Below are 19,959 nucleotides of genomic sequence, written 5' to 3' on the forward strand. Positions count from 1 at the left end.
GAGTCGACGCGCCTCGATGCCGGCCCAATGTACCGAGCCAGCGCAGAACGGAGGACTCGATGGCCCGCGTCATCACAGCGGACACGCGCCACGGAAGCGGCGGGCATCGCATCACGACCGCGCTGCTGGCCGTCGGGCTTTGCGCATGCGAGGGTCGTCCAACCTCACCAACGGCAGACATGACGCCGCCGGGCACCGCGTCCCTTTCGGAGCGCCTCCACGCGACGATTCAGCTGATCGACGACGACGACACGCCGGTCCAGGGAGCGGCGGTGGAGGCCCTCCTGAGGCTGGGCGACGCACCGCGCACGGCGACGGCGACCTCGGACTCGGACGGAGTCGCAACCATTGAACTCGCCGTCCCTGCGGTCGAGGCCGTCGCGACGCTGGCCACCGTGTCCGTCCGACGCGAGGGCTTCGAGCCGACGCGAGCGCTGGTCGCAATCGGACGCAGTCCAGGCGCTGCTCAGCAGATCCGTGTCCTCAGGCAACTGCACCTTTCGCCGGGCCAGTCGCTCGGCGCACGCTTGTTCAGCACCGGGCCGCACTGCGGCATCGACGAGTTCCTCTGCCGCGTCGTCTACATCGTGCCAACGCGGAGCGGCACGCTGACGATCGCCGTCAGGGGCGACGACGACCGGCTTACGGTGGACCTCGAGCCGGTTTGGGCGGCGTATCGACGCGCGGCGCAATACTCGCTCGCCGTGGACGCCGGAACGGGCCTCACCGTCGCGGTGCTCGGCGAGCGCGACGCCCGTTTCACGGTGACCGCCACCTACGACCGCTGATCGGGGCCATCAGTTGGACGCGCGTCGACACCGTAGCCTTGGCGAAGGTGGAAGGTCGACGCCTACAGCGTGTCGCTATCGGGAACCGACGAATCCGGCAGGCGGCTGTCTCCGCCCTTCGAGAACAGCGGCCACAGCAACGTGAGGGCGCCCAGTGCCAGGAACAACAGGGAGATCGGCCGGGTGACGAACGTCGCCATGGAGCCCTCTGAGAGCGCGAGCGCGCGGCGCAGGTTCGACTCCGCCATCGGTCCGAGGATGAGGGCGAGCACGAGCGGCCCCATCGGGAACCCTTGCTGCCGCAGCAGGAACCCCAGGACGCCGCCGATCAACGCCGTCCACACGTCACCGGTCGACTGGTTCAGCGCGTAACTGCCGCCCAGAGCCACGGCAAGGACCGTCCCCCAGAGGTACTGGTCCTTGATCTTGAGGATCTTTGCCAGCACGCGGGCGCCGAGCAGGCCCCACACGAGCGTGACCAGCGACGCCATGAACACCAGGGCCACGATCGTCGCGACGAGATCCGGGCGATTGCGGAACAGCAGCGGGCCCGGCTGCAGGCCATGCATGAGCAACGCGCCAATCAGCACCGCGCCCGCCGAATCGCCGGGAATACCGAGCGCAAGCGTGGTCACGAGCGATCCGCCGATGCCTGCGTTGGCGCCGGTCGTCGCCGCGATCAGTCCTTCGAGCGACCCCTTGCCGAACTTCTCCGGCGTCTTCGAGAAGCGCCGGCTCTGATCCCACGCGAGGATGGCGCCGACGTCGGCGCCGGCAGCCGGCATGATGCCGATCCAGATCCCCATCAGCGATCCGCGCAACCCGTGCATCCAGAGCGGCCGGGCCTCCTCGCGCGTCGGCAGCATGTTGGTCGTCTGGGTGGAGCCGTCGAGTTGCTGGCGCGGCGCGTTCACCATCTGGGTGAACACCTCGGCGATGCCGAACAGGCCCACCATCACCGGGATGAAGGAGACGCCGTCGAGCAGTTCCGGTTGCCCGAACGTGAACCGTGGATAGCCGGTGATGGCGTCCAGCCCGACGACGGCCAGCAGCAGCCCGAGTAGACCCGTCGCCAGGCCCTTGAGCATCGATCCGCCAGAGACGCCGACGATCGTGCTGAGGCCGAAGACGGCCACCGCGAAGTACTCCGCCGGGCCGAACCGCAGCGCGAGGCGCGACAACGGCAGCGCCGCAATCAACAGCACGACGAGACTGAGGAAGATGCCGAGGAAGGCGCCAATGGCGTTGAGGCCGAGCGCGAGCCCTGCCCTGCCCTGGCGCGCGAGCGGGTGGCCGTCCCACGTCATGGCAATCGACGCGGGTGTGCCTGGCGTGTTGAGCAGGATGGCCGGGACGCCACCGCTGAAGATGGCCGAGACCAGCAGGCCGAGCAGCATCGCCATGGCCTGATCCGGCTTCACCCAGAACGTGAACGGCGTCAGAACAGCCAGCCCCATCGTTGCCGTGAAGCCGGGCAGGCTCCCGAACAGCACACCGAGGCACACGCCGATCAGGACGTAGAGCCATGCGTCTGGCGACAGCATGGGTGCGAGCAGGAGCATCGGATCGCCAGGCATGACTAGAAGCGGACTCCGAGACCGCGCTCGAACAGCACTTGCAGGACGGTGGCCATCAGCACGGCCGCGACGCCCGCCGCCCGCCATGGCAAGCCCGTGATGCGGAGGAACGCGATCAGCACGACGCCGGTGAGCACACCGTGGCCATGGGGAACCACGCGCCAGAAGAGCGCATAAGCGGCCAGCAGTCCCATGGTGGCGGGCACGGCACGGTGATACCGCACCCACGCCGGAGCGCTCGTGCCGGGCGCGCGATAGATGAGGGCGCTGACGATGACCAGTGCGACGCCGAGCACGCGCGGGACCACGGCCGGGCCTGGCACACCCTGGCTGCCCGGCGGCCACGGCATGGTCGCCGCGACGATGGCCAGGCCGAGCACGGCGAGGACGATGGAGACGACGCGCGGGCCGCTCATGCGCGCACGAACCCGAACTCGCGCACGAGGCGTGCGTAACGCGTCGCTTCGCTCTCCACGAAGGCGCGGAACGCCGCCGAATCCAGCGGTTGCACGTCGAGGCCTGCGGTCTGGCAGTACTGCACGAAGGTCGGCTGCCGGAACGCCGCGAGCACATCCTGCTCGAGGCGCGCCAGCGTCGATGCGGCGACGCCCTTCGGCATCATGAAGCCGCCCCATGCCTCGAAGATCAGGTCGAGCCCTACGCTGCGGAACGTGGCCGCTTCGGGGAACACCGGCGACGGCGCCTCGGCCATGATGCCCAGCAGCCGCACCGCCCCGCCGCGGACCAGTGCCTGCACTTCGGGCACGCCGGCCATCACCGCGTCGACGTGACCTCCCAGCAACGCAGTGGTCGCCGGTCCCGATCCGGGGAAGGGCGCGAAGATGAAGTCGCGCCCGAGTTGCCTCGCAAGCGCCAGCGTGCCGAGGTGCCAGACGCTGAGCGGACCTGAGGCGCCCATGGCGACGCGAGCGCCACCGCGAACCGCCGTCACGAAGTCGTGCAGGGTGCGGTACGGCGACGAGGCGAGCACGGCAAGTGCCGCCGGGGCGCGGTGATGCCGCGCGAGCAGGTCGAAGTCGTGCGTGGAGAGGTCGACGTACCGGAGGTGCGGCACGACGGCAAGTTCCACCGGCGCGTAGCCCACGAGATACCCGTCAGGCGCCGCGTATTTCACCGCGGAAAAGGCCACGGCGCCCATCGCGCCGACGCGGTTCTCGCACAGCACGGGCACCCCGAGGCGCTCGCTCAGGCCGCGCGAGGTGAAGCGCGCCACGGTGTCGGACATGCCGCCCGGCGCCGCGTGGACGATCACGCGCACCTCGCGGGACGGCCACGGCCCGTCCTGTCGTGCGCACCCGGAGACGAGGGCCGCCGCGGCGCCGAGTCCCGTCAGGAGGAAACGCCGGCGCTGCTGGCGCGCGTCGGCGTGATGACCGTCGACCTGACGTGTCCGCCGTAGCCTTGGCGAAGGCGGAAGGTCGACGGCTACGGGTTGGTCGCGATCGACGGCTACGGGCTGGTCGAGGTCGACGGCTACGGCCTGGTCGCGGTTGACGGCGCCGTGGCGGTCCAGGTCATGGGCGCCATGCTGGTACGTAGCTGCCGGACTTGTCCGGTAGTCGGCGGTGTCCGTTACCGCGGTTGGCGACACCCGGTTCGCGGTGCCCGGCGCCCGGTGCCCGCTCACCTGTACCCGGTACCCGGCACCCGGCACCCGTTCAGTACGACGCACGCGGTCCCCCCTTGGCGCGCCCGAGCGGGTCGAGCCAGGCCTTCGCGCCTTCGGCAAACAGCGTCAGGTCCGATGCGGCGTGGAAGAGCCGAAAACCATCGGCCGCAAATCGCTGCAGCGACTCGGGAGAAGCGACCGGCCGGCCGCAGTGCTTACCGTGCCGCAGCGCCGCGTCGCGCACGCGTTCGGCGGCCTTGATCACCTCGGGATGCAGCATGTTGCCGCGATACCCCATGGAGAACGAGAGATCGCTCGTGCCGACAAACAGCACATCGACCCCTTCGACGGCCGCAATCTCCTCGCACTGCTCGACGGCCGCCGCCTCCTCGATGACGACGATGACCATCACCTCGTCGTCGGCCGAGTCGAAGTACGACGGCACGGTCGGCCAGGTCCCTTCGGCGAGTCCCGATCCGGAACCGCGACGTCCGCGCGGCGGGTACCGACATGCTCGCGACACCTGCTCGGCAAGCGCCGGGGTCCTCGTGAATGGCGCGACAACGCCATGCACGCCCTGGTCGAGCACGCGCTTGGCCATCCACGTCTCGCCCGCTGGTATGCGGGCAAACGGCACGGCGGGCAACCCACGCGTCGCCAGCACGATGTGCCGCAGCGTCTCGAGGGTGATGGGGCTATGCTCCATCTCCACCCACAGGAAGTCGAATCCCGATTTGGCAGCCAGCGCCGCCATGTCGAGGCTCGTGGACGTGACGGGCACGCCCACGACGTACTCGCCGCGCGCGAGTCGCGCCTTGACGGGGTTGACCCACGCCGCTGGAGAGGAAGAGCTCGTCACTTCGTTGTCGTGTCCTTGATCAGCCACACTTCGGCCACCTGATTACCGCGGCCTGCGCCGCCGAGGCCCTCGTCGACGCGCCAGGTGAGCGTCAACGCGCCATCGGCAGTGGCCGCGGCCGGGATCGGATATTCGACGGGCGCGTCTGGCGAGGGCTTGGCTATCGGTCCGTGCACCTCGAGCGACTCGTCAGCGGTCAGCCGCACCCGCACGCTCTGGCTGTCGATGTCGCCGGCATAGACCACGCGCACCTTGTAGCGGGCGGCGGGATCGAGGCCGGTGTACTTCATCTGCAGCGCGCCATCGTAGAACGCTTCGGCGTGGCTCATCCAGGACAGTCGCCAGTTGGGCAGCGATCCGAACCCGGTGAGGCCGGAGTGATAGGGGCCGGGATCCTCGCGAAACGCGGGCGGCGCCACGAGGTGCGGCTGCGCGTCGGCCACGCCGAGATCGTCGTAGAACCCGCCCGGACCGGGGTCTGTCCACGACGTCAGGCGCTTGAGCGCTGCCAGGCGCTCGCGCTCGCTCGACATGGCACGAATGGCCGCAAATTGCTCCGACATCCAGATCCGGTCGTTCAGCGGCTCATCGATCAGATCGAGGTTCGCGCCGCGTCCGACGGCAATGGCGCGATACAGCGGCACCGACAACTGCATGTGCACGGGGCTCTGGTAGAGCGCCTCGGCCAGCTGGAATACGCGCGTCCGCAGGTCGGCAGCCACCGGCGTTCCGGGCGCCAGCAGGCGTTCGGCCTCGGCCATCGCCGCCATCGAGCCGAGCCCAGCCGCATTCGTGAGGACGCTGGTGGCTTGCACCTCCGCGGCCTGTTCCTGCACCAGCCGACGCCGTACGTAGGCGTCGTAGTAGGCACGGTACAGGCTCTGCTGGAAGCGCCAGTTCAGGAGATCGCGGGGCGCCGCCGTCCGTTCCATCGCCTGGAATTTCGCCAGCGTCCGCTCGACGCCAACGTTACCGGCCAGCGGGCCGCGCCAGTTCTCCTCGAGCCCGAAAATCGCGTCCGAAAGCGGCTCGGCATACGTCGGGCCGACGAAATAGCGAGCGTACTGCCGGACCGTCTCGCGTACATCGCCCTTCGGATTCCAGCCGAGGCCGCTCCACACGAACTTGTTCAGGTCGTCGTTGCAGCCCTCCGAGTACGTCAGGAAGTCTGGTGAAACGGCGAGCCAGCGCTGGAACACCGCCGCCTGATCGAGCGGCCGAGGGTTGATCGGCTCGCGATCGAGCGTGCGCACGTAGGCCACGTCCCAGAGTGGCACCGGGTACTCGGCGCGAATCGTATGTGTGATGTCGGGATAGCGACGGAGCTTGTACTGCGGGGGAATGCGCTTGCGGACGGTGGCGAGCGAGTCGCGGTTCTGCGGGCCGATGACGATGCCGGTGAGCCAGGCGGGTTGCTTCGCCATGAGCCCGTAGAACGTCTCCATCCATTGAGCGGTGAAGCCTTGCGGCGACATCCACATCTGCATCTTCGGATGGAACTTGCGGATGTTCGCGGTCTGCCGATCGAGCAGGCCGAACATCGCCGACGGCTCCGTGTGCCCGGGATCGCCGCCGGGCACGAAGATCGCGTCGACGCGCGGCAATTGCTTGAGCACGCCTTCCCATTCGGCCACCGCCTTCACGATGCTGGCCTCGGTGGTGTAGTCCTCGTCGAGCGCCGGGTACCACACCCAGACGTCCAGGCCGTATTTGTCGGCAATCCTGGACATCTCGACCATCATCTCCATCTGCGGCCGCGGGAAGTGCGGGCTGTCGGCCGCGTCGTCGGAGCGCGGCGGAATCAGCTCGATCGCGTTGGTGCCGAAGACGGCGAGGTCGCGGATGTACTGTTCCCACTGCGGCGCATCCCATGCGTCGTAGGAGTTGGTCTTGGGGCGATACCCGAGCTGGTGGCCACGCAGGGCCACGACAGGGGTTTCGGTGACGTCGAGCGTCGCCGGCAGGATCACGCGGTCGCGGCCGATCTCCATCGTGCGCAGCAGCCGTCCCACGCCGAAGAGCACGCCGCGCTCGTCGGCGCCGGCGACAACGACGCTGCCGGGCGCGCTGGTGATGCGATAGCCCTCGGGCCCGGGGTCCGCTCCGGTGAGGCGTGACGCCAGGGGGCCCTTGCGGAGCGACGCCAGCCGGCCGACGTGGATGGCGGCACCACCCGCCGATCGATCCGAGACCGTCCATCGTGCATGCGATCGGCGCTGGACCTCCTCGAGCAGCATCGTCGCGGCGACGCGCTCGCGGGGCGTGGCATCAGCGGCCACGACGATGGTGGAGGCGGTGAGATCGAGCGGCTGTGAAGTCGGCGCTTGTGCGAAAGCGGCAGCCGAAAATCCCCCCAGGCAGACAACGAGGACAAGACGTGAGCAGACGGGGGCGAGCATGGACGGTGCCTCCGGAAGGCAAGCGCTGGATGTTATTTGAAAGACGTTCCATTTTTACATCAAGTGTTTTATAAATGGCAACATCTGATTCCCGGGCGGTTCCGAGAATGGGCCGACGGCGTGATGGGCCGGGTTCGGCGAACCGGCCCTACCATCGTCACGGGTCGACCGCTCGTGCCAGGCCCGCTCTTTTGGTAGGGCCGCTCTTTTGGTAGGGCCGCTCTTTTGGTAGGGCCCGCTCTCCGAGCGCGGCCTGCCGAACGCCGAACGCCGCAGGCCCAGGGCCCGAGGCCTGCCGCTGTGACAGAGGACCCATGCCCACACTGACACCCGAACAACTGGCCGCGCTGGCGGCCATCGACAGCCCCACGGTGGCCAACGCCATCGAGCGCTTCAAGGTGCGCCGGCGTGTGGACGGATACGCCGATCGCGACTTGCGGTGCGCATTCCCCGACTACGGCTCGATGCTGGGCTACGCCGTCACCTGCACGGCAGACAGCACCACCGAAGGTCGTCCTGATGGCGCCGGCCTGGTCGGGTTGTGGGCGGCGCTCGAGGCGGCGCCCACGCCCGCGGTGCTCGTGATCAAGGACGTCGGGCCGGATCCGCGCAAGGGCTGCCACATGGGCGAGATCATGGCGACCACGGCGAAGGCGCTCGGGGCTGTGGGATGCGTCTCCGACGCGGGGTTGCGTGACGTCAAGGAGGTCGCGGCGCTCGGCGGCTTCCAGTACTTCTGCCCCGGCTTCGTCGTGTCACACGGCCAGCCGGTGATCCTCGACGTCAACGTGCCCGTGGAGATTCACGGCCTGCCGATCGCACCGGGGGATCTGCTGCACGGCGACGTCAACGGCCTGCTGGTGGTGCCCGACGCCGTTGCGGCCGACGTCGCCGCCGCGTGCGACGAGGTGCGCGCCGACGAGCGGGCGCTGCTCGACCTGATCACCGCGCCTGGTTTTTCAGTCGAGAAACTGCGTCAGTGGAAACTGACGCATTAAGTGCGCGTGAGCGCGGCCGCGGTGTTCGCGGCGGCGTCGCGCACGGCGGCCACGACCTGCTTCTGCATGGCCTTGTCGCGGAGACGCATCTTGGGCATCGACAGGCTGATCGCCGCGATGACGACGCCGTCGGGGCCGGTGATCGGTGCGCCGAAGCAGCAGCCCTCGAGCACACTTTCCTCGGCATCGGTCGAGTAGCCCTGGGTACGCACCCGCTCGTACTCCTGCTTGAGGGCGACCTCGTCGGTGATGGTGTACTCGGTGAACCGGTGCGTGCCGTAGCTCCGGCGAAGGCGCTCGACGACATCATCGGGCAGGTGGGCGGTAATGGCCTTGCCGAGCGAACTGGCATGCGGCGGCAGGATGCGCCCGACGGTGTTCGCCATGCGGATCAGTTGCGGGCTGTCGAGCGTGGCGACCACTTCGATGCGGTTGTCGAATTGCATGGCGAGCGTGATCGTCTCGCCGAATTCGCGGCTGAGCGCCCGCATGTGCGGCATGGCGGCATCGACGAGGTCGGTGACGCGCTTGCCGTCGCCCCACAGGCGCAGGTCGGCGGCCAGGCCGTAGGCACCCTCGGCGGTGCGCTCGACGTAGTTCGAGACCTCGAGGGTATGCAGCAGGCGGAAGACCGAGCTCTTCGCCAGGCCGACGTGGCCGGCGATGTCGGCCAGGCCCAGCGGTTGTTCCTGCTTGCGCAGGATCGCGAGGATGTCGAGCGCGCGCCCGATCACCTTCGAGTAGTACTTGTCGTCGCGCGTACGCGATCCGGTCTTGCGGGCGTGGGCGGCGACGGTGGGTTCGAGACTGCGCGCTGGCATTCGTGTGCCGATATTGTACCGCCCGTGTCCAAAGCCGTCCCCGGGCGGCCATTCGAGGAGTCATGATGCGTCACGTCCTGCTTGCCGGCCTCGCCCTTCTTTCCGTTGCCCTCGGCACCGTTACCGCCTCCGGGCAGGCCACGCCGGCCGACCCGGTGATTACGAAGGTGTTCGGGCCGGAAACGGCAACCGGCCCCTACAAGCACCCCGCGTGCCTGACCGAGTTGTCCAACGGTGACCTGTACCTGGTGTACTACGGCGGGCAGGGTGAGTACGCGCGCGATACGACGGTGTTCGGCTCCCGGCTCCGCAAGGGCGACACGACCTGGAGTGCGCCCGTGGCGCTGGCGAAGGACCCGTTCCGGTCGGTCGGCAACGGCGTCATCTGGCAGGCGCCCGATGGCCTCGTCTGGCTGTTCTACGTGGTCCGTTTCGGTGACACGTGGGGCACCTCGCGTATCCAGGCCAAGGTGTCGCGCGACATGGCGGCGACGTGGTCGGATGCGTTCCCCCTGGTGCTCGAAGCCGGGATGATGGTGCGCAATCGTCCAATCGTGCTGCACGATGGCAGCTACCTGCTGCCGATCTACTTCGAGGACGGCTTCGATACCGAACGTGTCGGCCCGAAGAGCACGTCCCGCTTCCTGCGGTTCGATACGAAGAAGCAGGTCTGGGAGCCGCTCGGCGAGATTCGCTCTGCCAACGGCAACATCCAGCCGGCGGTCGTCGAAATCGCGCCGAACCACCTGATCGCCTATTCGCGTCGCGGCGGCGGCTACGGACCGACCACGGACGGCTGGCTGGTACGCGGCGAATCCACCGATGGCGGCCGGACCTGGGGCGAGGGGCGCAATTCCGCCTTCCCCAACCCGAACTCGGCCGTCGATTTCCTGAAGCTCTCATCGGGGGCGCTGCTGCTGGTCTACAACGACCACATGTGGGAGCGCAGTCCCCTGATGCTGGCCCTTTCCGACGACCAGGATCGGACGTGGCCCGTCAAGAAGGCATTGGCCACGGGCAAGAACAGCTATGCGTACCCGATCGCCTTCCAGGCTCGCGACGGCCGCATCCACGTGGTCTACACCAGCGACGCGCGCAAGGTCATCAACCACGCCGTGGTGACGGAGGACTGGATCAGGGGGAAGTAGGGCAATTTCAGGATTTCATGATTTCAGAATTTCATGGTGGCGTGCCGCGTCGGAGCGATCGGCGAGTGATGGCAGCACCGTCGCGAAATTCCTGAACTTCTTGAAATTCCTGCAATTTCTGGAAGTAGATCGGGCCTTCTGGGGTCTCGGGCCCGCTATACTTCCCGGGTGTCTGCCCCTGCCGTTGCGCTGCACGGCGTGTCCAAGCGCTTCACCCTGTACCACCGGGGCGGAAGCGGGCTCAAGGAGCGGCTCGTCGGGCTGGTTGGCGGGCGGCGCGAGGCGCGCGAGACGTTCTGGGCGCTCCGCGACGTCGGCTTCGAGGTCCCGCGAGGCGAGACCCTCGGCCTCATCGGCCACAACGGCTGCGGCAAGAGCACGCTGCTGCAAATCATCGCCGGCATCCTCGAGCCCGACGGCGGGACGGTCTCGACGACCGGGCGGATCACGTCGCTGCTTGAACTGGGTGCCGGCTTCAGTCCCGATCTCTCCGGCCGTGACAACGTCTTCCTGAACGCGTCGCTGCATGGCGTGCCGACCGACATCATTCGCGCGAAGTTCGACGAGATCGTCGCCTTCGCCGAGCTCGGGCGCTTCATCGACACGCCGGTACGTAACTACTCGTCGGGCATGTACATGCGCCTCGGCTTCTCGGTGGCGGCCCACCTCGACCCCGAGATCGTGCTCGTCGATGAAGCCCTGGCCGTCGGCGACGAGGCCTTCCAGCGCAAGTGCCTCCGCAAGATCCAGCAGTTCCAGTCGCAGGGCGTGACCGTGATCATCGTCTCGCACGACCTGTTGCTGGTGGAGCGGCTGTGCGCCCGTGCATGCCTGCTGCAGCGGGGCGAACTCGTGTCGATCGGCCCGGCCGCCGACGTCATTGCCCGCTACCACCAGATCGCCGCCGCGAGCGGTGAGGTCGCCGGCGAGCACCGCTGGGGCTCGCGCGAGATCGAGATTCCGCGCGTCCGCCTGCTCGACGCGCAGGACCAGCCGGTCACCAGCCTGCGGACCGGCGAGACGCTGACGATTGCGTTCGGCTATCGGGCGGCCGCGCGCGTGCCCCGACCGGTGTTCGGCCTCGCCGTCTACCACGAGGACGGCACGCACCTGACGGGCCCGAACACGCGCACCGGTGGCCTGGCGATTCCCGCCGTCGAGGGCGACGGCGAAGTCCGCTACACGATCGACCACCTTTCACTGCTGCCCGGGCGCTATGTCGTCTCGGTCTCGGCTTACGACTACCATCTGGTGGAACCGCTCGATCACCGTGAACGCGTCGCCACCTTCACCGTGACCGAAGGCGGCACGCTGGAGCGCTTCGGCAAGGTGACGCTCGGCGGCACATGGCACCTCGTGCCTGCCGCGACACGGGAGCCTGTCGGTCCGTGACCACACCACGCCTGGCGGCCATCGTCCATGGCGCGCGCTGGCCTGCCTGGGATGCTGGCGCCGCGTGGAGGGAACGCCTGAGCCGCGCCCTGCAGCGCGAAGTCGAGATCGTCCTGGCCCGTGACGAGGTCACCGCGCCACGCGGGGCTGCCGCGTGCATCATGCAGGGCCTCGGCCGGACGCTGGCGCCACACGTGATCGTCGCCGACGTCCACGCCACCCCGGACGATGACGCGCTTCGCGCGATCGTCGCGGCGCTGGACACCGCGATGCTGGTGCTGCCAGCAGGACGCGTGGCAGACCCGGAGGCGGAGGCCGCTCTCCGCGACCGGTTGCTCTCGGCTGCAGCCGGCGACACCAATCACATCGACGCCGATCCGGCGGTCTGGGCCGTCCACCGCGAAGCCGTCCTCGACGCGGGCGGGCTCGACGAGACACTCTGGTCGATCGGGGTGGTCGACGACATCGCCGCCCGCCTGGCGCGTGCAGATACGCCGATCACCCGTCTCGGCCTGCCGGCCATCGGGGTGTCCGACGTCTCGTACCCGTACGCGTCGCCGTTCGCGACGTTCCTGTCCTGGCGCAATCGACTTCGCCTCGCGTTCGCGCATGCGTCGTCCGAGGATCTCGGCCGCCGGATCAGCACGGCGCTCGTCTCACTGCTGGCCGAGGCCTGGGCCGCCACGGGGCTGGACGCCGCGAACGTTTCGTTCGGCGGCGACTGGGGACGCGCGTCGCTTGCGACGCGCCTGCGCACCCGGTTCGGCGGCCCGCCGCCCGACACGCTCTGGCCACGCGACGAAACGGGTACTGCCGTGCGCCTCGCGGCCCTGCACGCGTTCGCGCTCGAACTCCCGGACCTGCTGCGCGTGCGCGAAGCGCGCGGGCTTGCGCGCGACGCTTGCGTACCGCAACCGACGCCGGCCCGTGCCGTCGCCGACTCTGGCCTGCCGGTGACGCGGCCGCGAGTCTCGGTGATCGTCGTCAACTGGAACGGACGCGACCATCTCGAGGCCTGCTTGGCATCGCTGCGCGCGAGCGACTACCCCGCCGACCTGCTCGAACTGATCTGCGTCGACAACGGCTCGGTGGACGACAGCCGCACGTTGATCGCGGAACGCTTCCCCGAGGTCCGCGTCGTCGCGTTGCCCGAGAACCGCGGCTTCACCGGGGGCAATGCCGCGGGCGTCGCAGCAGCCACGGGCGACGTTTTCGTGTTCGTGAACAACGACATGAAGTTCGAGCCGACGCTCGTCTCCCGCCTGATCGACGGGCTCGACGACGCGACGGCCTGCACGGGTGCGCGGGTGATGAGTTGGGACGGCTCCAGCATCGATTTCGTGCGTGGCACGTCCAGCTTCGAGGCGCGAGGGTTCCAGGAGCAGTTCGGGCAGACCTACACGCCAGGGATGGCCCTGGCGGAATCGTTCTTCCCCAACGGCGGCGCCTTCGCCGTGACGCGGCGGGCGTACGAGGACGCCGGCGGTTTCGATCCCGCCCTGTTTGCCTACTACGACGACGTGGACCTTGGTTGGCGGCTGCGGATGGCCGGACATGGCATCCACACCGTGGCCGAGGCCGTGGCCTATCACCGACACGGCGCCACGGTCGGCACCCAACCGCACGCGCACAAGCGCTTCGTGCTCGCCCGCAACGCACTGTGGATTGCTATCCGCAACTACGACGATCGGACGCTGCCCCACGTGTTGCCGGCAGTGCTGATGCTCGCGGGTCTGCGGGTGGCGCAGGACCTGGTCTGGCTGCGGTCCCCGCTGAGCGATCTCCTGCGCCCGTGGCTCGAGCGCCACCGCCGCCACGCGCCGAGCGCGGGGATCTACGACGTCAGCCCGACACCGGGCCGAGCCGGTGCGCCACGCGTGCTGGCCGGCGTGCCGATGCCCGAGTGGGCGGCGATCGGCGCGACACTGCAGGACCTGCCGCGCCTGCTGGCGCTGCACGACGCCCAACAGCAGCGCCGGCGGGTCCCCGACGACCAGGTGCTGCCTTTCCTCGGACGGCCCTTCGAGGAACTCGATGGCCGCAAGTCCTATCGCGCCGCACAGAAGGCGCTCGTGGAGGCGCTCGGGCTGCGGGCGCGCCTCGGCATCCGCCCGCACGTGCTGCTGCTGACTCACGAGTCGCTGCGCATCAACATGTCGGGCCCGGCCATCCGTGTGCTGGAGATGGCGCGCGCACTCAGTCGCACCGCACGCGTCACCGTCTGCGCCCCTGCCCCGCTCGAAGTCCGTGACGATCGCGTGGCGCTCGTGCCGTTCGATCCGGCGCGGCCGGCGGCGCTGAAGGCGCAGGCCGAGACCGCCGACGCCCTGATCGTGCAGGGCTTCGCGCTCACGTCGTATCCGTTCCTGTCCGAACTGGTGTGCCCGATCGTCGCCGACCTGTACTGCCCGTTCACCATCGAGCATCTCGAGCAGCATCGCGCCGCGGGTGCGCTGGTACCGTCGTCCCACGAGTCCGACGCGGCCTCAATCCTGGCCGTGCAGAATGCGCAGTTGCAGCAGGCCGACTACTTCATCTGCGCCAGTGAACGGCAACGCGATTTCTGGATCGGCACGCTGCACACCGCAGGCCGGGTCAATCCGCGCACCCTCGCGCGCGACCCCGACCTGCGATCCCTGATCGACGTCGTGCCGTTCGGCCTGCCCTCGGAGCCTGTCGCGCTCGCCGCGGATCGCGCCCGCGAGTCGCGGCTGCGGCGCGGCCTTCCTGCCGGCGTGATGAAGGGCGTCCACCCGGGCGTCCGCAGCACCGATCGCGTGCTGCTGTGGGGCGGATCGCTCCTCGACTGGCAGGACCCCGAAACGCTGATCGCCGCCGTGTCGCAACTCGCGCGCACCCGCGACGACGTCAAGCTGTTCTTCATGGGCGTGAAGCACCCGAATCCGCAGGTCGCGCCCATGGCCGTCGTCGAGCGCTCACGCCGACTGGCCGAGTCGCTCGGCGTCGCCGGCTCGTACGTGATCTTCAACGACTGGGTGCCCTACGACGAGCGCGCACTCTATCTGATGGAAGCCGATCTCGGCGTCAGCACGCATCACGCCCATCTCGAGACGCGCTACGCGTTCCGCACGCGGATGCTCGATTACTTGTGGGCGCGACTGCCGATCGTCTGCACCGAGGGCGACCATTTCGGCGACCTCGTACGCGCGAGGGGACTCGGGCGTGCCGTCCCGCCCGGCGACCCGGATGCGCTGGCCGTCGCGATCGCCGAGATGCTCGATGCGGAACCCATGCGGCGCACGGCGCGGGAGACGCTCGGCACGGTTGCCGATGCGATGACCTGGGATCGCGTGGTCGAACCCCTGCGGCAGTGGTGCGCGGATCCGATGTTCGCCGCCGATCGCGAGCACGAGGTCGTCGCGTTCCGTGCCCACCTGTCGGAAAGCTTCAAGGCGTCCCGCTGGCTCAAGCGCACCGCCCTGCGACTCGGCGTGAAGGAAGGCGACGTCGAGGCGATGAAACGATGGGGCCCGGTGCGCGCAGGCATGTCGGTGCGTAACGCCGTCGCCATCCGTCGAGCCCGTCGCAAGGCGAGGGCGAAGTGACAAACGAACCGGGTACCGGGTACCGGGTACCGGGTACCGGAGACAGTCAGCCTGCAGCCCGCAGCCTGCAGCCCGAAGGCGAGCTCTCCGCACAGCCGCTCGTCAGCGTCATCGTGGCCGCGCGCAACAGCGCGTCAACGCTGCCGGCATGCCTGCGGGCCCTGGCGGCGCAGGACCATCCCCTCGTCGAGATCATCGTCGTCGACGACGGGTCGGACGACGACACGGCAGCGGTGGCCGACGCGGCCGGCGTGCGCGTCGTGCGTACTCCCGCGATCGGCGCCTCTGCGGCGCGAAACCTCGGGATCGAGACGGCGCGCGGTGACATCGTCGCATTCACCGATGGTGATTGCGTCGCCGACGCGGGTTGGGCGCGTGCCCTCGTCGAGGGGTTGCAAAGCAGTGGCGCGACCGGTGTCGGTGGCAAGCAGGTGAACGTGTTCCCGCCCGGGCGGCGGGCCCTGCGCGACGGCTTCGAGGCGTTCTTCCGGGCCGCGTCGATCGTGAGCGACTACACGCGCGGCGATGAGCGGCCACGACCGGTGCAGCACAACGCCAGTTGCTGCAGCGCCTATCTGATCGGTCCCGTACGCGCGGTCGGCGGTTTCACCAAGGGCCTCTGGCCTGGCGAGGACGTCGATTTGGACCTGCGACTCGCGGCGCAAGGCGCAACCTTCTACTACGTGCCCCAGGCGATCGTGCACCACCATCGCCCTGGCACGTTCGCGTGGTTCCGTCGCATGATGCGGCGCTATGGCGCGGCCGAGCGGCGGCTCGTACGCATGCACGGGCGAAAACGTGCGGTCGACTACGTGCCCGTCCTGCTTGCCACGGTCCTCGCCATGCAGGGGCTGATCCTGTGGCCAGCGGCGCATGGCGCCATCGTCGCCTTCGACGCCGTGTTGCTGCTGGGGGGCCTCGGCGTTCTCTGGTCGACGACGCCGATTCGCCACTGGCCGACCGTGATGCTCTTCGGCGTGACGGCGCTCTGGGAATGGCACATCGGCTGGCTGACCGCCCGGGGAGAGACGGCGTGACGCCCGATGACGCCATCATCGACCAGGAGCGCGCGCACGAGAATGCCTGGTATGCCCGCGCCCTGGAAGAACGCTTCTTCGAGCGCGAGGGCTTTCGCCGGCTGGTGGCCTGGAACGTCGCGGCATTGCGTCGCGAGGTGACGCTGCGACCCGACATGCGTGCGCTCTCGATCGGCGCCGGGCTCGGCGACTACGAACTCGCGATTGCTCCCCTCGTCCGGCACGTGACGGCCGTCGAACTCTCGGAGACCGCGGCCGCCGCGGCGCGCGATCGCCTGCGGGCCGCAGCGGTCCACAACGTCGACGTGATCGTGGGCCCCATCGACACGCAGGGCTTCGCTCCCGGGCAGTTCGATCTGGTGTACGCCATGGGCGTGTTCCATCACTTCCTGCCGGATCAGCGGCGTCGCCTGCTGGCCTTGGTGCATGAGTGGACGACGCCCTCGGGATGGCTGTACATCCGCGACCCGAACGCGCGCGGACTTCTGCGCCTCGTACTCGAAGGATGGTTCCGCCGCCGAAGCACCGTCCATGCCGAGCAGGAAACGTCGCTCGATCCTTACATGCTGATGGCCGAGGCGCAGCTGGCCGGCTTCACGGACGCGCGGCTGGATTACATCGACGTGGTCGGCGGTCCACTGCCATGGCTCGTGCGGAGCGAGTCGACCCTGTTCTGGCGCGCCGTGTTCGCCTTCGATCGTGCATGGCTGGCGGTGCCCGGCCTGCGGCGCGCAGCGTCGCAGTTCGCGCTGGTCGCACGACGATGACAATCGGGCAACGCGGGTCGGAAGTCGGGAGTCGGGAGTCGGGAGTCGGCAGTCGCGAGTGGGGAGTCGAGCCCCCGCCGACCTCCCGGGTAGCGACGGGCCGTGCCGTGCTGCCCCTGCTTGCCGTGATGCTGGTCGCACTGCTCGCGCTGTTCGAGCGCGAATGGCGATACGGCGAGATCTTCTCGCCCGCCGACCTGGTGTTCCAGTTCTACCCGTGGGCGCACGATGCGCCACGAACGCCAGCGGCCAACCCGACGCGATCCGACGAGGCGTTCTACCACCAGCCGCTGATGGCCTCGCACTTCGCGCGCCTCCGGCAAGGCGAGCTGCCCGACTACGACGACACGCGCCTCTCCGGCGTGCCGGCGTTCTTCAACGGGCTCGACGTCGGCCGGGCCTTTTCCCCGTTCAGCCTTCCGTATTACCTGCTGCCGTCCGAGGATGCCGTCAACTGGTACGGCCCGCTCCGCCTGCTCGTCGCCGCCATGGCCATGTGGCTGTTCCTGCGCGATCTCGGGGCAGGCCCGGTCGCCGCCGCCGCGGCCGGGGTCGCGTACGGACTCAACGGGCATTTCCTGATGTGGCTCAGCGCCCCGATGCCGACCGTCGCGGCGTGGCTGCCGTTGGTGCTGCGCCAGGTCCGCCGGTGCGTGCGGCGAGGGGCGTGGCTCGACGTCGCGGGCCTCGCGCTCGCAATCGGCGCCCTGCTCCTCGGCACCTACCTCGCGACCACGCTCGTGTGCCTCTTCGGCGCCGGTGCCTACGCGCTGGCCGAGCTATGGATCGCAACGTTGCAGGTAGGGACGCCTCTCCGAGGCGTCCGTCACCATGAGGTGACCAGCGTCGGTGATGGATCGGTGACATCAGTCGGGCGGGCGATAGGGGCCCTTCTCGCAGGGGGCGTCCTCGGGCTCTGTGTCGGTGCCGTCGCGCTCTGGCCCATGCTCGCCGCATTGCGCGGATCCCCCGCCAGTATCCGGGTGATGTCCCCCGAAGGTGCCCCCTGGGCCAATCTCGCGACGCTGGCGCTTCCCGACTTCTGGGGCTCGCCGCTGCGCGGAAACTGGTGGCATCCCGACGCCACCGCGAACTACCCGGAACACGTCGCCTACTTCGGCGTGGTCGTCGCGCTGTTGGCCGGCTTCTCGCTCGTCGCGCGCTTGTCGCGCGAGTTGTCGGCGGTGCGCTGGACCTTCGTCGCGCTCACGGGAATCGCGCTGACACGAGCCTACGGCGGCATCCCGGGCCGTTGGCTGGTACTGCTTCCTGGGCAGTCGCAATCCAATCCCCTCCGCTGGTATGCACTCGCGGCATGCGGGCTGGCGGTGCTGGCAGGACTCGGCGTGCACGCGTGGATCGCCGAGCCGGATCGGCGCCGGCGGGCGTGGCACCTGGCGGGCCCGCTGCTTGTCGGCGCGGCGCTTGCCGCCATCACCGCAGCCGCGTTGCTGACCTTCCTGCCGGACCTGCGGATCCACCGGCTGCAGCCCTTCGAGCGCGGGCAGGTGCTCCGCTTCGCGGTGATCGCCGCAGGCAGCCTGCTGGTGATGGGAGTCGGCACGTGGATGGCCGACGAGCGGCGCCGGCGCGCCTGCGGCTTCCTGCTCGTGGCGCTCGCTGCAGCCGACCTCATCCAGGCGCACCGCGGCTTCAACCCCAGTGTTCCCCGCGATCAGTACTACCCCATCACCGACAGCCTCGACTGGCTGCGCGAGCGGTCGTCGGAGACGCGAATCGCGCCCGTGGACACGGCCGCAGACCTGATCGAAGGGCATGTATGGGGCATGTACGGGCTGTCCACCGTTACCGGCTTCGACTTCCACGGCGACGCGGACTACCAGCATTACATGCGCCTGGCGCAGGAGCCGCCCGGGACGGACGCGGCGGCGCGGCCCGCGACGTGGGATTACGTCGGCCTTCGCCGCGAGACGCTGGACCTGCGCATGCTCGGCGTCCTCGGCGCGCGCTACATCGTCACCGCGCCGCTCGACCTGACACCGCGCGCAGGTGGTTATGCGCCCATCGGCCGGATGCTGGACGGCCGCACCGTGACCTTCACCATTCCCGTGCGACATGACGGCGTGCGTGGCGTCGACTTCCTCGTGGCCACCTATGCGAGGCACAACCGCGGGGTCTGGCGCTGGACGGTCACGACCGACGATGGGCATGTCGTGTCGCGCGGCAGCGTCGACCAGGCGACGTTGCGCGACAACGATTGGTGGCGTCTCACGTGGGCGCCCCTGGAGCAATCGGCGGGCCGCTCGCTGATCGTCGTGATCCGGAGCGAGGGCAGCGACTACGACAGCAGCGCCACGATACTGGCGACGGGCACGCCGTCCGCCCTCGGGACGACCTTGCGGATCGACGATGTCGCGGACCCGCGCTCGCTCTGGTTCCGCACGTTCTCGACGGCACCCGATCGCTTCGGCGAGGCCGCGCTCGTGCGCGCCGGCGATCTCGATATCTATCGCAACCCGTACGCCCGTTCGCGCGCCTGGTTCGCCCATCGTGTAAATGTGGCCGACCCGTCGCTCCACGCGTCGGCAATGCATACGCAGCCGTTCGACACCGCACGCGACGCCTGGCTGTCGTCGCCGCCGTCCCAGGAACCGTCGACGACCGCACGGGTGACCTCGGTCAGCCTCGACGACGACAGCCGGACGATTGGGGTCGACGCTCCTGACGGGGGCGTCCTCGTCATCGGCGATCGGGCACATTCCGGCTGGGAAGTCTCCATCGACGGACGGGCTGTCCCGTGGCAGGTGGCCGATGCAGTGCTCATCGGGGTCGCCGTGCCGCCCGGGAGTCGCACCGTCACGATGCGGTTTCGGCAGCCCTCCGTACGGCCGGCACTCGGTCTGACGCTGCTGACGGTATGTGGTATCGCCTTTGCGTCACTCAGGCTCGTCAGGCGGACGCGGTCCTCGCCCGCTCCCGGTGCCTGACGCGGCATCGGTGATGGTGTCCATCGATT

14 protein-coding genes are annotated in these 19,959 nt (G+C 69.1%); 8 read left to right on the forward strand and 6 right to left on the reverse strand.

Annotated features, from left to right (window positions below; translation table 11 throughout):
* Positions 1-59: 59 nt before the first annotated feature.
* A complete protein-coding gene (locus LuPra_RS24930) occupies positions 60-788 on the forward strand; it encodes a hypothetical protein (protein WP_110173271.1) in 729 nt (242 codons plus the stop codon).
* Between the two features lie 62 nt (positions 789-850).
* Here LuPra_RS24930 and LuPra_RS24935 read toward each other — a convergent pair whose 3' ends face one another.
* The 5 genes from LuPra_RS24935 to LuPra_RS24955 are packed head-to-tail and all read right to left on the reverse strand — an operon-like array spanning position 851 to position 7,253.
* A complete protein-coding gene (locus LuPra_RS24935; protein WP_157899633.1) occupies positions 851-2,365 on the reverse strand; it encodes a tripartite tricarboxylate transporter permease in 1,515 nt (504 codons plus the stop codon).
* A gap of 2 nt (positions 2,366-2,367) precedes the next feature.
* On the reverse strand, positions 2,368-2,781 hold the full coding sequence (locus LuPra_RS24940) for a tripartite tricarboxylate transporter TctB family protein (RefSeq protein ID WP_110173273.1): 414 nt from the start codon (positions 2,779-2,781) through the stop codon (positions 2,368-2,370).
* Positions 2,778-4,058, reverse strand: a complete 1,281-nt coding sequence (locus LuPra_RS24945; protein ID WP_157899634.1) for a Bug family tripartite tricarboxylate transporter substrate binding protein — start codon at positions 4,056-4,058, stop codon at positions 2,778-2,780. Before LuPra_RS24945 ends, LuPra_RS24940 begins: the two co-directional genes overlap by 4 nt.
* A complete protein-coding gene (locus LuPra_RS24950) occupies positions 4,045-4,854 on the reverse strand; it encodes an HpcH/HpaI aldolase family protein (protein WP_234800541.1) in 810 nt (269 codons plus the stop codon). The genes LuPra_RS24945 and LuPra_RS24950 overlap by 14 nt, the downstream gene beginning before the upstream one ends.
* Complete coding sequence (locus LuPra_RS24955; protein WP_110173275.1) at positions 4,851-7,253, reverse strand: glycoside hydrolase family 20 zincin-like fold domain-containing protein; 2,403 nt, start codon at positions 7,251-7,253, stop codon at positions 4,851-4,853. Before LuPra_RS24955 ends, LuPra_RS24950 begins: the two co-directional genes overlap by 4 nt.
* A gap of 314 nt (positions 7,254-7,567) precedes the next feature.
* On the opposite strand from LuPra_RS24955, the gene LuPra_RS24960 reads away from it, so the two are divergent.
* On the forward strand, positions 7,568-8,251 hold the full coding sequence (locus LuPra_RS24960) for an RraA family protein (protein ID WP_110173276.1): 684 nt from the start codon (positions 7,568-7,570) through the stop codon (positions 8,249-8,251).
* Here the strand turns inward: LuPra_RS24960 and LuPra_RS24965 are convergent.
* Positions 8,248-9,072, reverse strand: coding sequence for an IclR family transcriptional regulator (locus tag LuPra_RS24965; RefSeq protein WP_110173277.1), 825 nt, complete (start codon positions 9,070-9,072; stop codon positions 8,248-8,250). The genes LuPra_RS24960 and LuPra_RS24965 overlap by 4 nt on opposite strands.
* A 62-nt stretch (positions 9,073-9,134) precedes the next feature.
* Between LuPra_RS24965 and LuPra_RS24970 the strand changes: the two genes are divergently transcribed.
* The 6 genes from LuPra_RS24970 (at position 9,135) to LuPra_RS24995 (ending at position 19,930) form a co-directional block, all read left to right on the forward strand.
* The gene (locus tag LuPra_RS24970; RefSeq protein ID WP_234800542.1) at positions 9,135-10,220 is read left to right on the forward strand and encodes a sialidase family protein; all 1,086 of its coding nucleotides are present in this window, start codon (positions 9,135-9,137) and stop codon (positions 10,218-10,220) included.
* A 168-nt stretch (positions 10,221-10,388) separates the two neighbouring features.
* Entirely contained in the window at positions 10,389-11,612 is a 1,224-nt protein-coding gene (locus tag LuPra_RS24975; protein WP_110173278.1) for an ABC transporter ATP-binding protein, read from the forward strand.
* Positions 11,609-15,178: a glycosyltransferase gene (locus LuPra_RS24980; protein ID WP_162472823.1), complete on the forward strand. Its 3,570-nt coding sequence runs from the start codon at positions 11,609-11,611 to the stop codon at positions 15,176-15,178. Before LuPra_RS24975 ends, LuPra_RS24980 begins: the two co-directional genes overlap by 4 nt.
* Positions 15,175-16,215 (forward strand): glycosyltransferase family 2 protein, encoded by a 1,041-nt coding sequence (locus LuPra_RS24985; RefSeq protein ID WP_110173280.1) that lies wholly within the window; start codon positions 15,175-15,177, stop codon positions 16,213-16,215. The genes LuPra_RS24980 and LuPra_RS24985 overlap by 4 nt, the downstream gene beginning before the upstream one ends.
* A complete protein-coding gene (locus tag LuPra_RS24990; protein ID WP_157899635.1) occupies positions 16,212-16,982 on the forward strand; it encodes a class I SAM-dependent methyltransferase in 771 nt (256 codons plus the stop codon). The genes LuPra_RS24985 and LuPra_RS24990 overlap by 4 nt, the downstream gene beginning before the upstream one ends.
* Entirely contained in the window at positions 16,979-19,930 is a 2,952-nt protein-coding gene (locus LuPra_RS24995; protein ID WP_234800543.1) for a YfhO family protein, read from the forward strand. The genes LuPra_RS24990 and LuPra_RS24995 overlap by 4 nt, the downstream gene beginning before the upstream one ends.
* The last annotated feature ends 29 nt before the right edge of the window (positions 19,931-19,959 follow it).

The sequence above is a fragment of the Luteitalea pratensis genome, assembly GCF_001618865.1.
GTDB lineage: Bacteria > Acidobacteriota > Vicinamibacteria > Vicinamibacterales > Vicinamibacteraceae > Luteitalea > Luteitalea pratensis.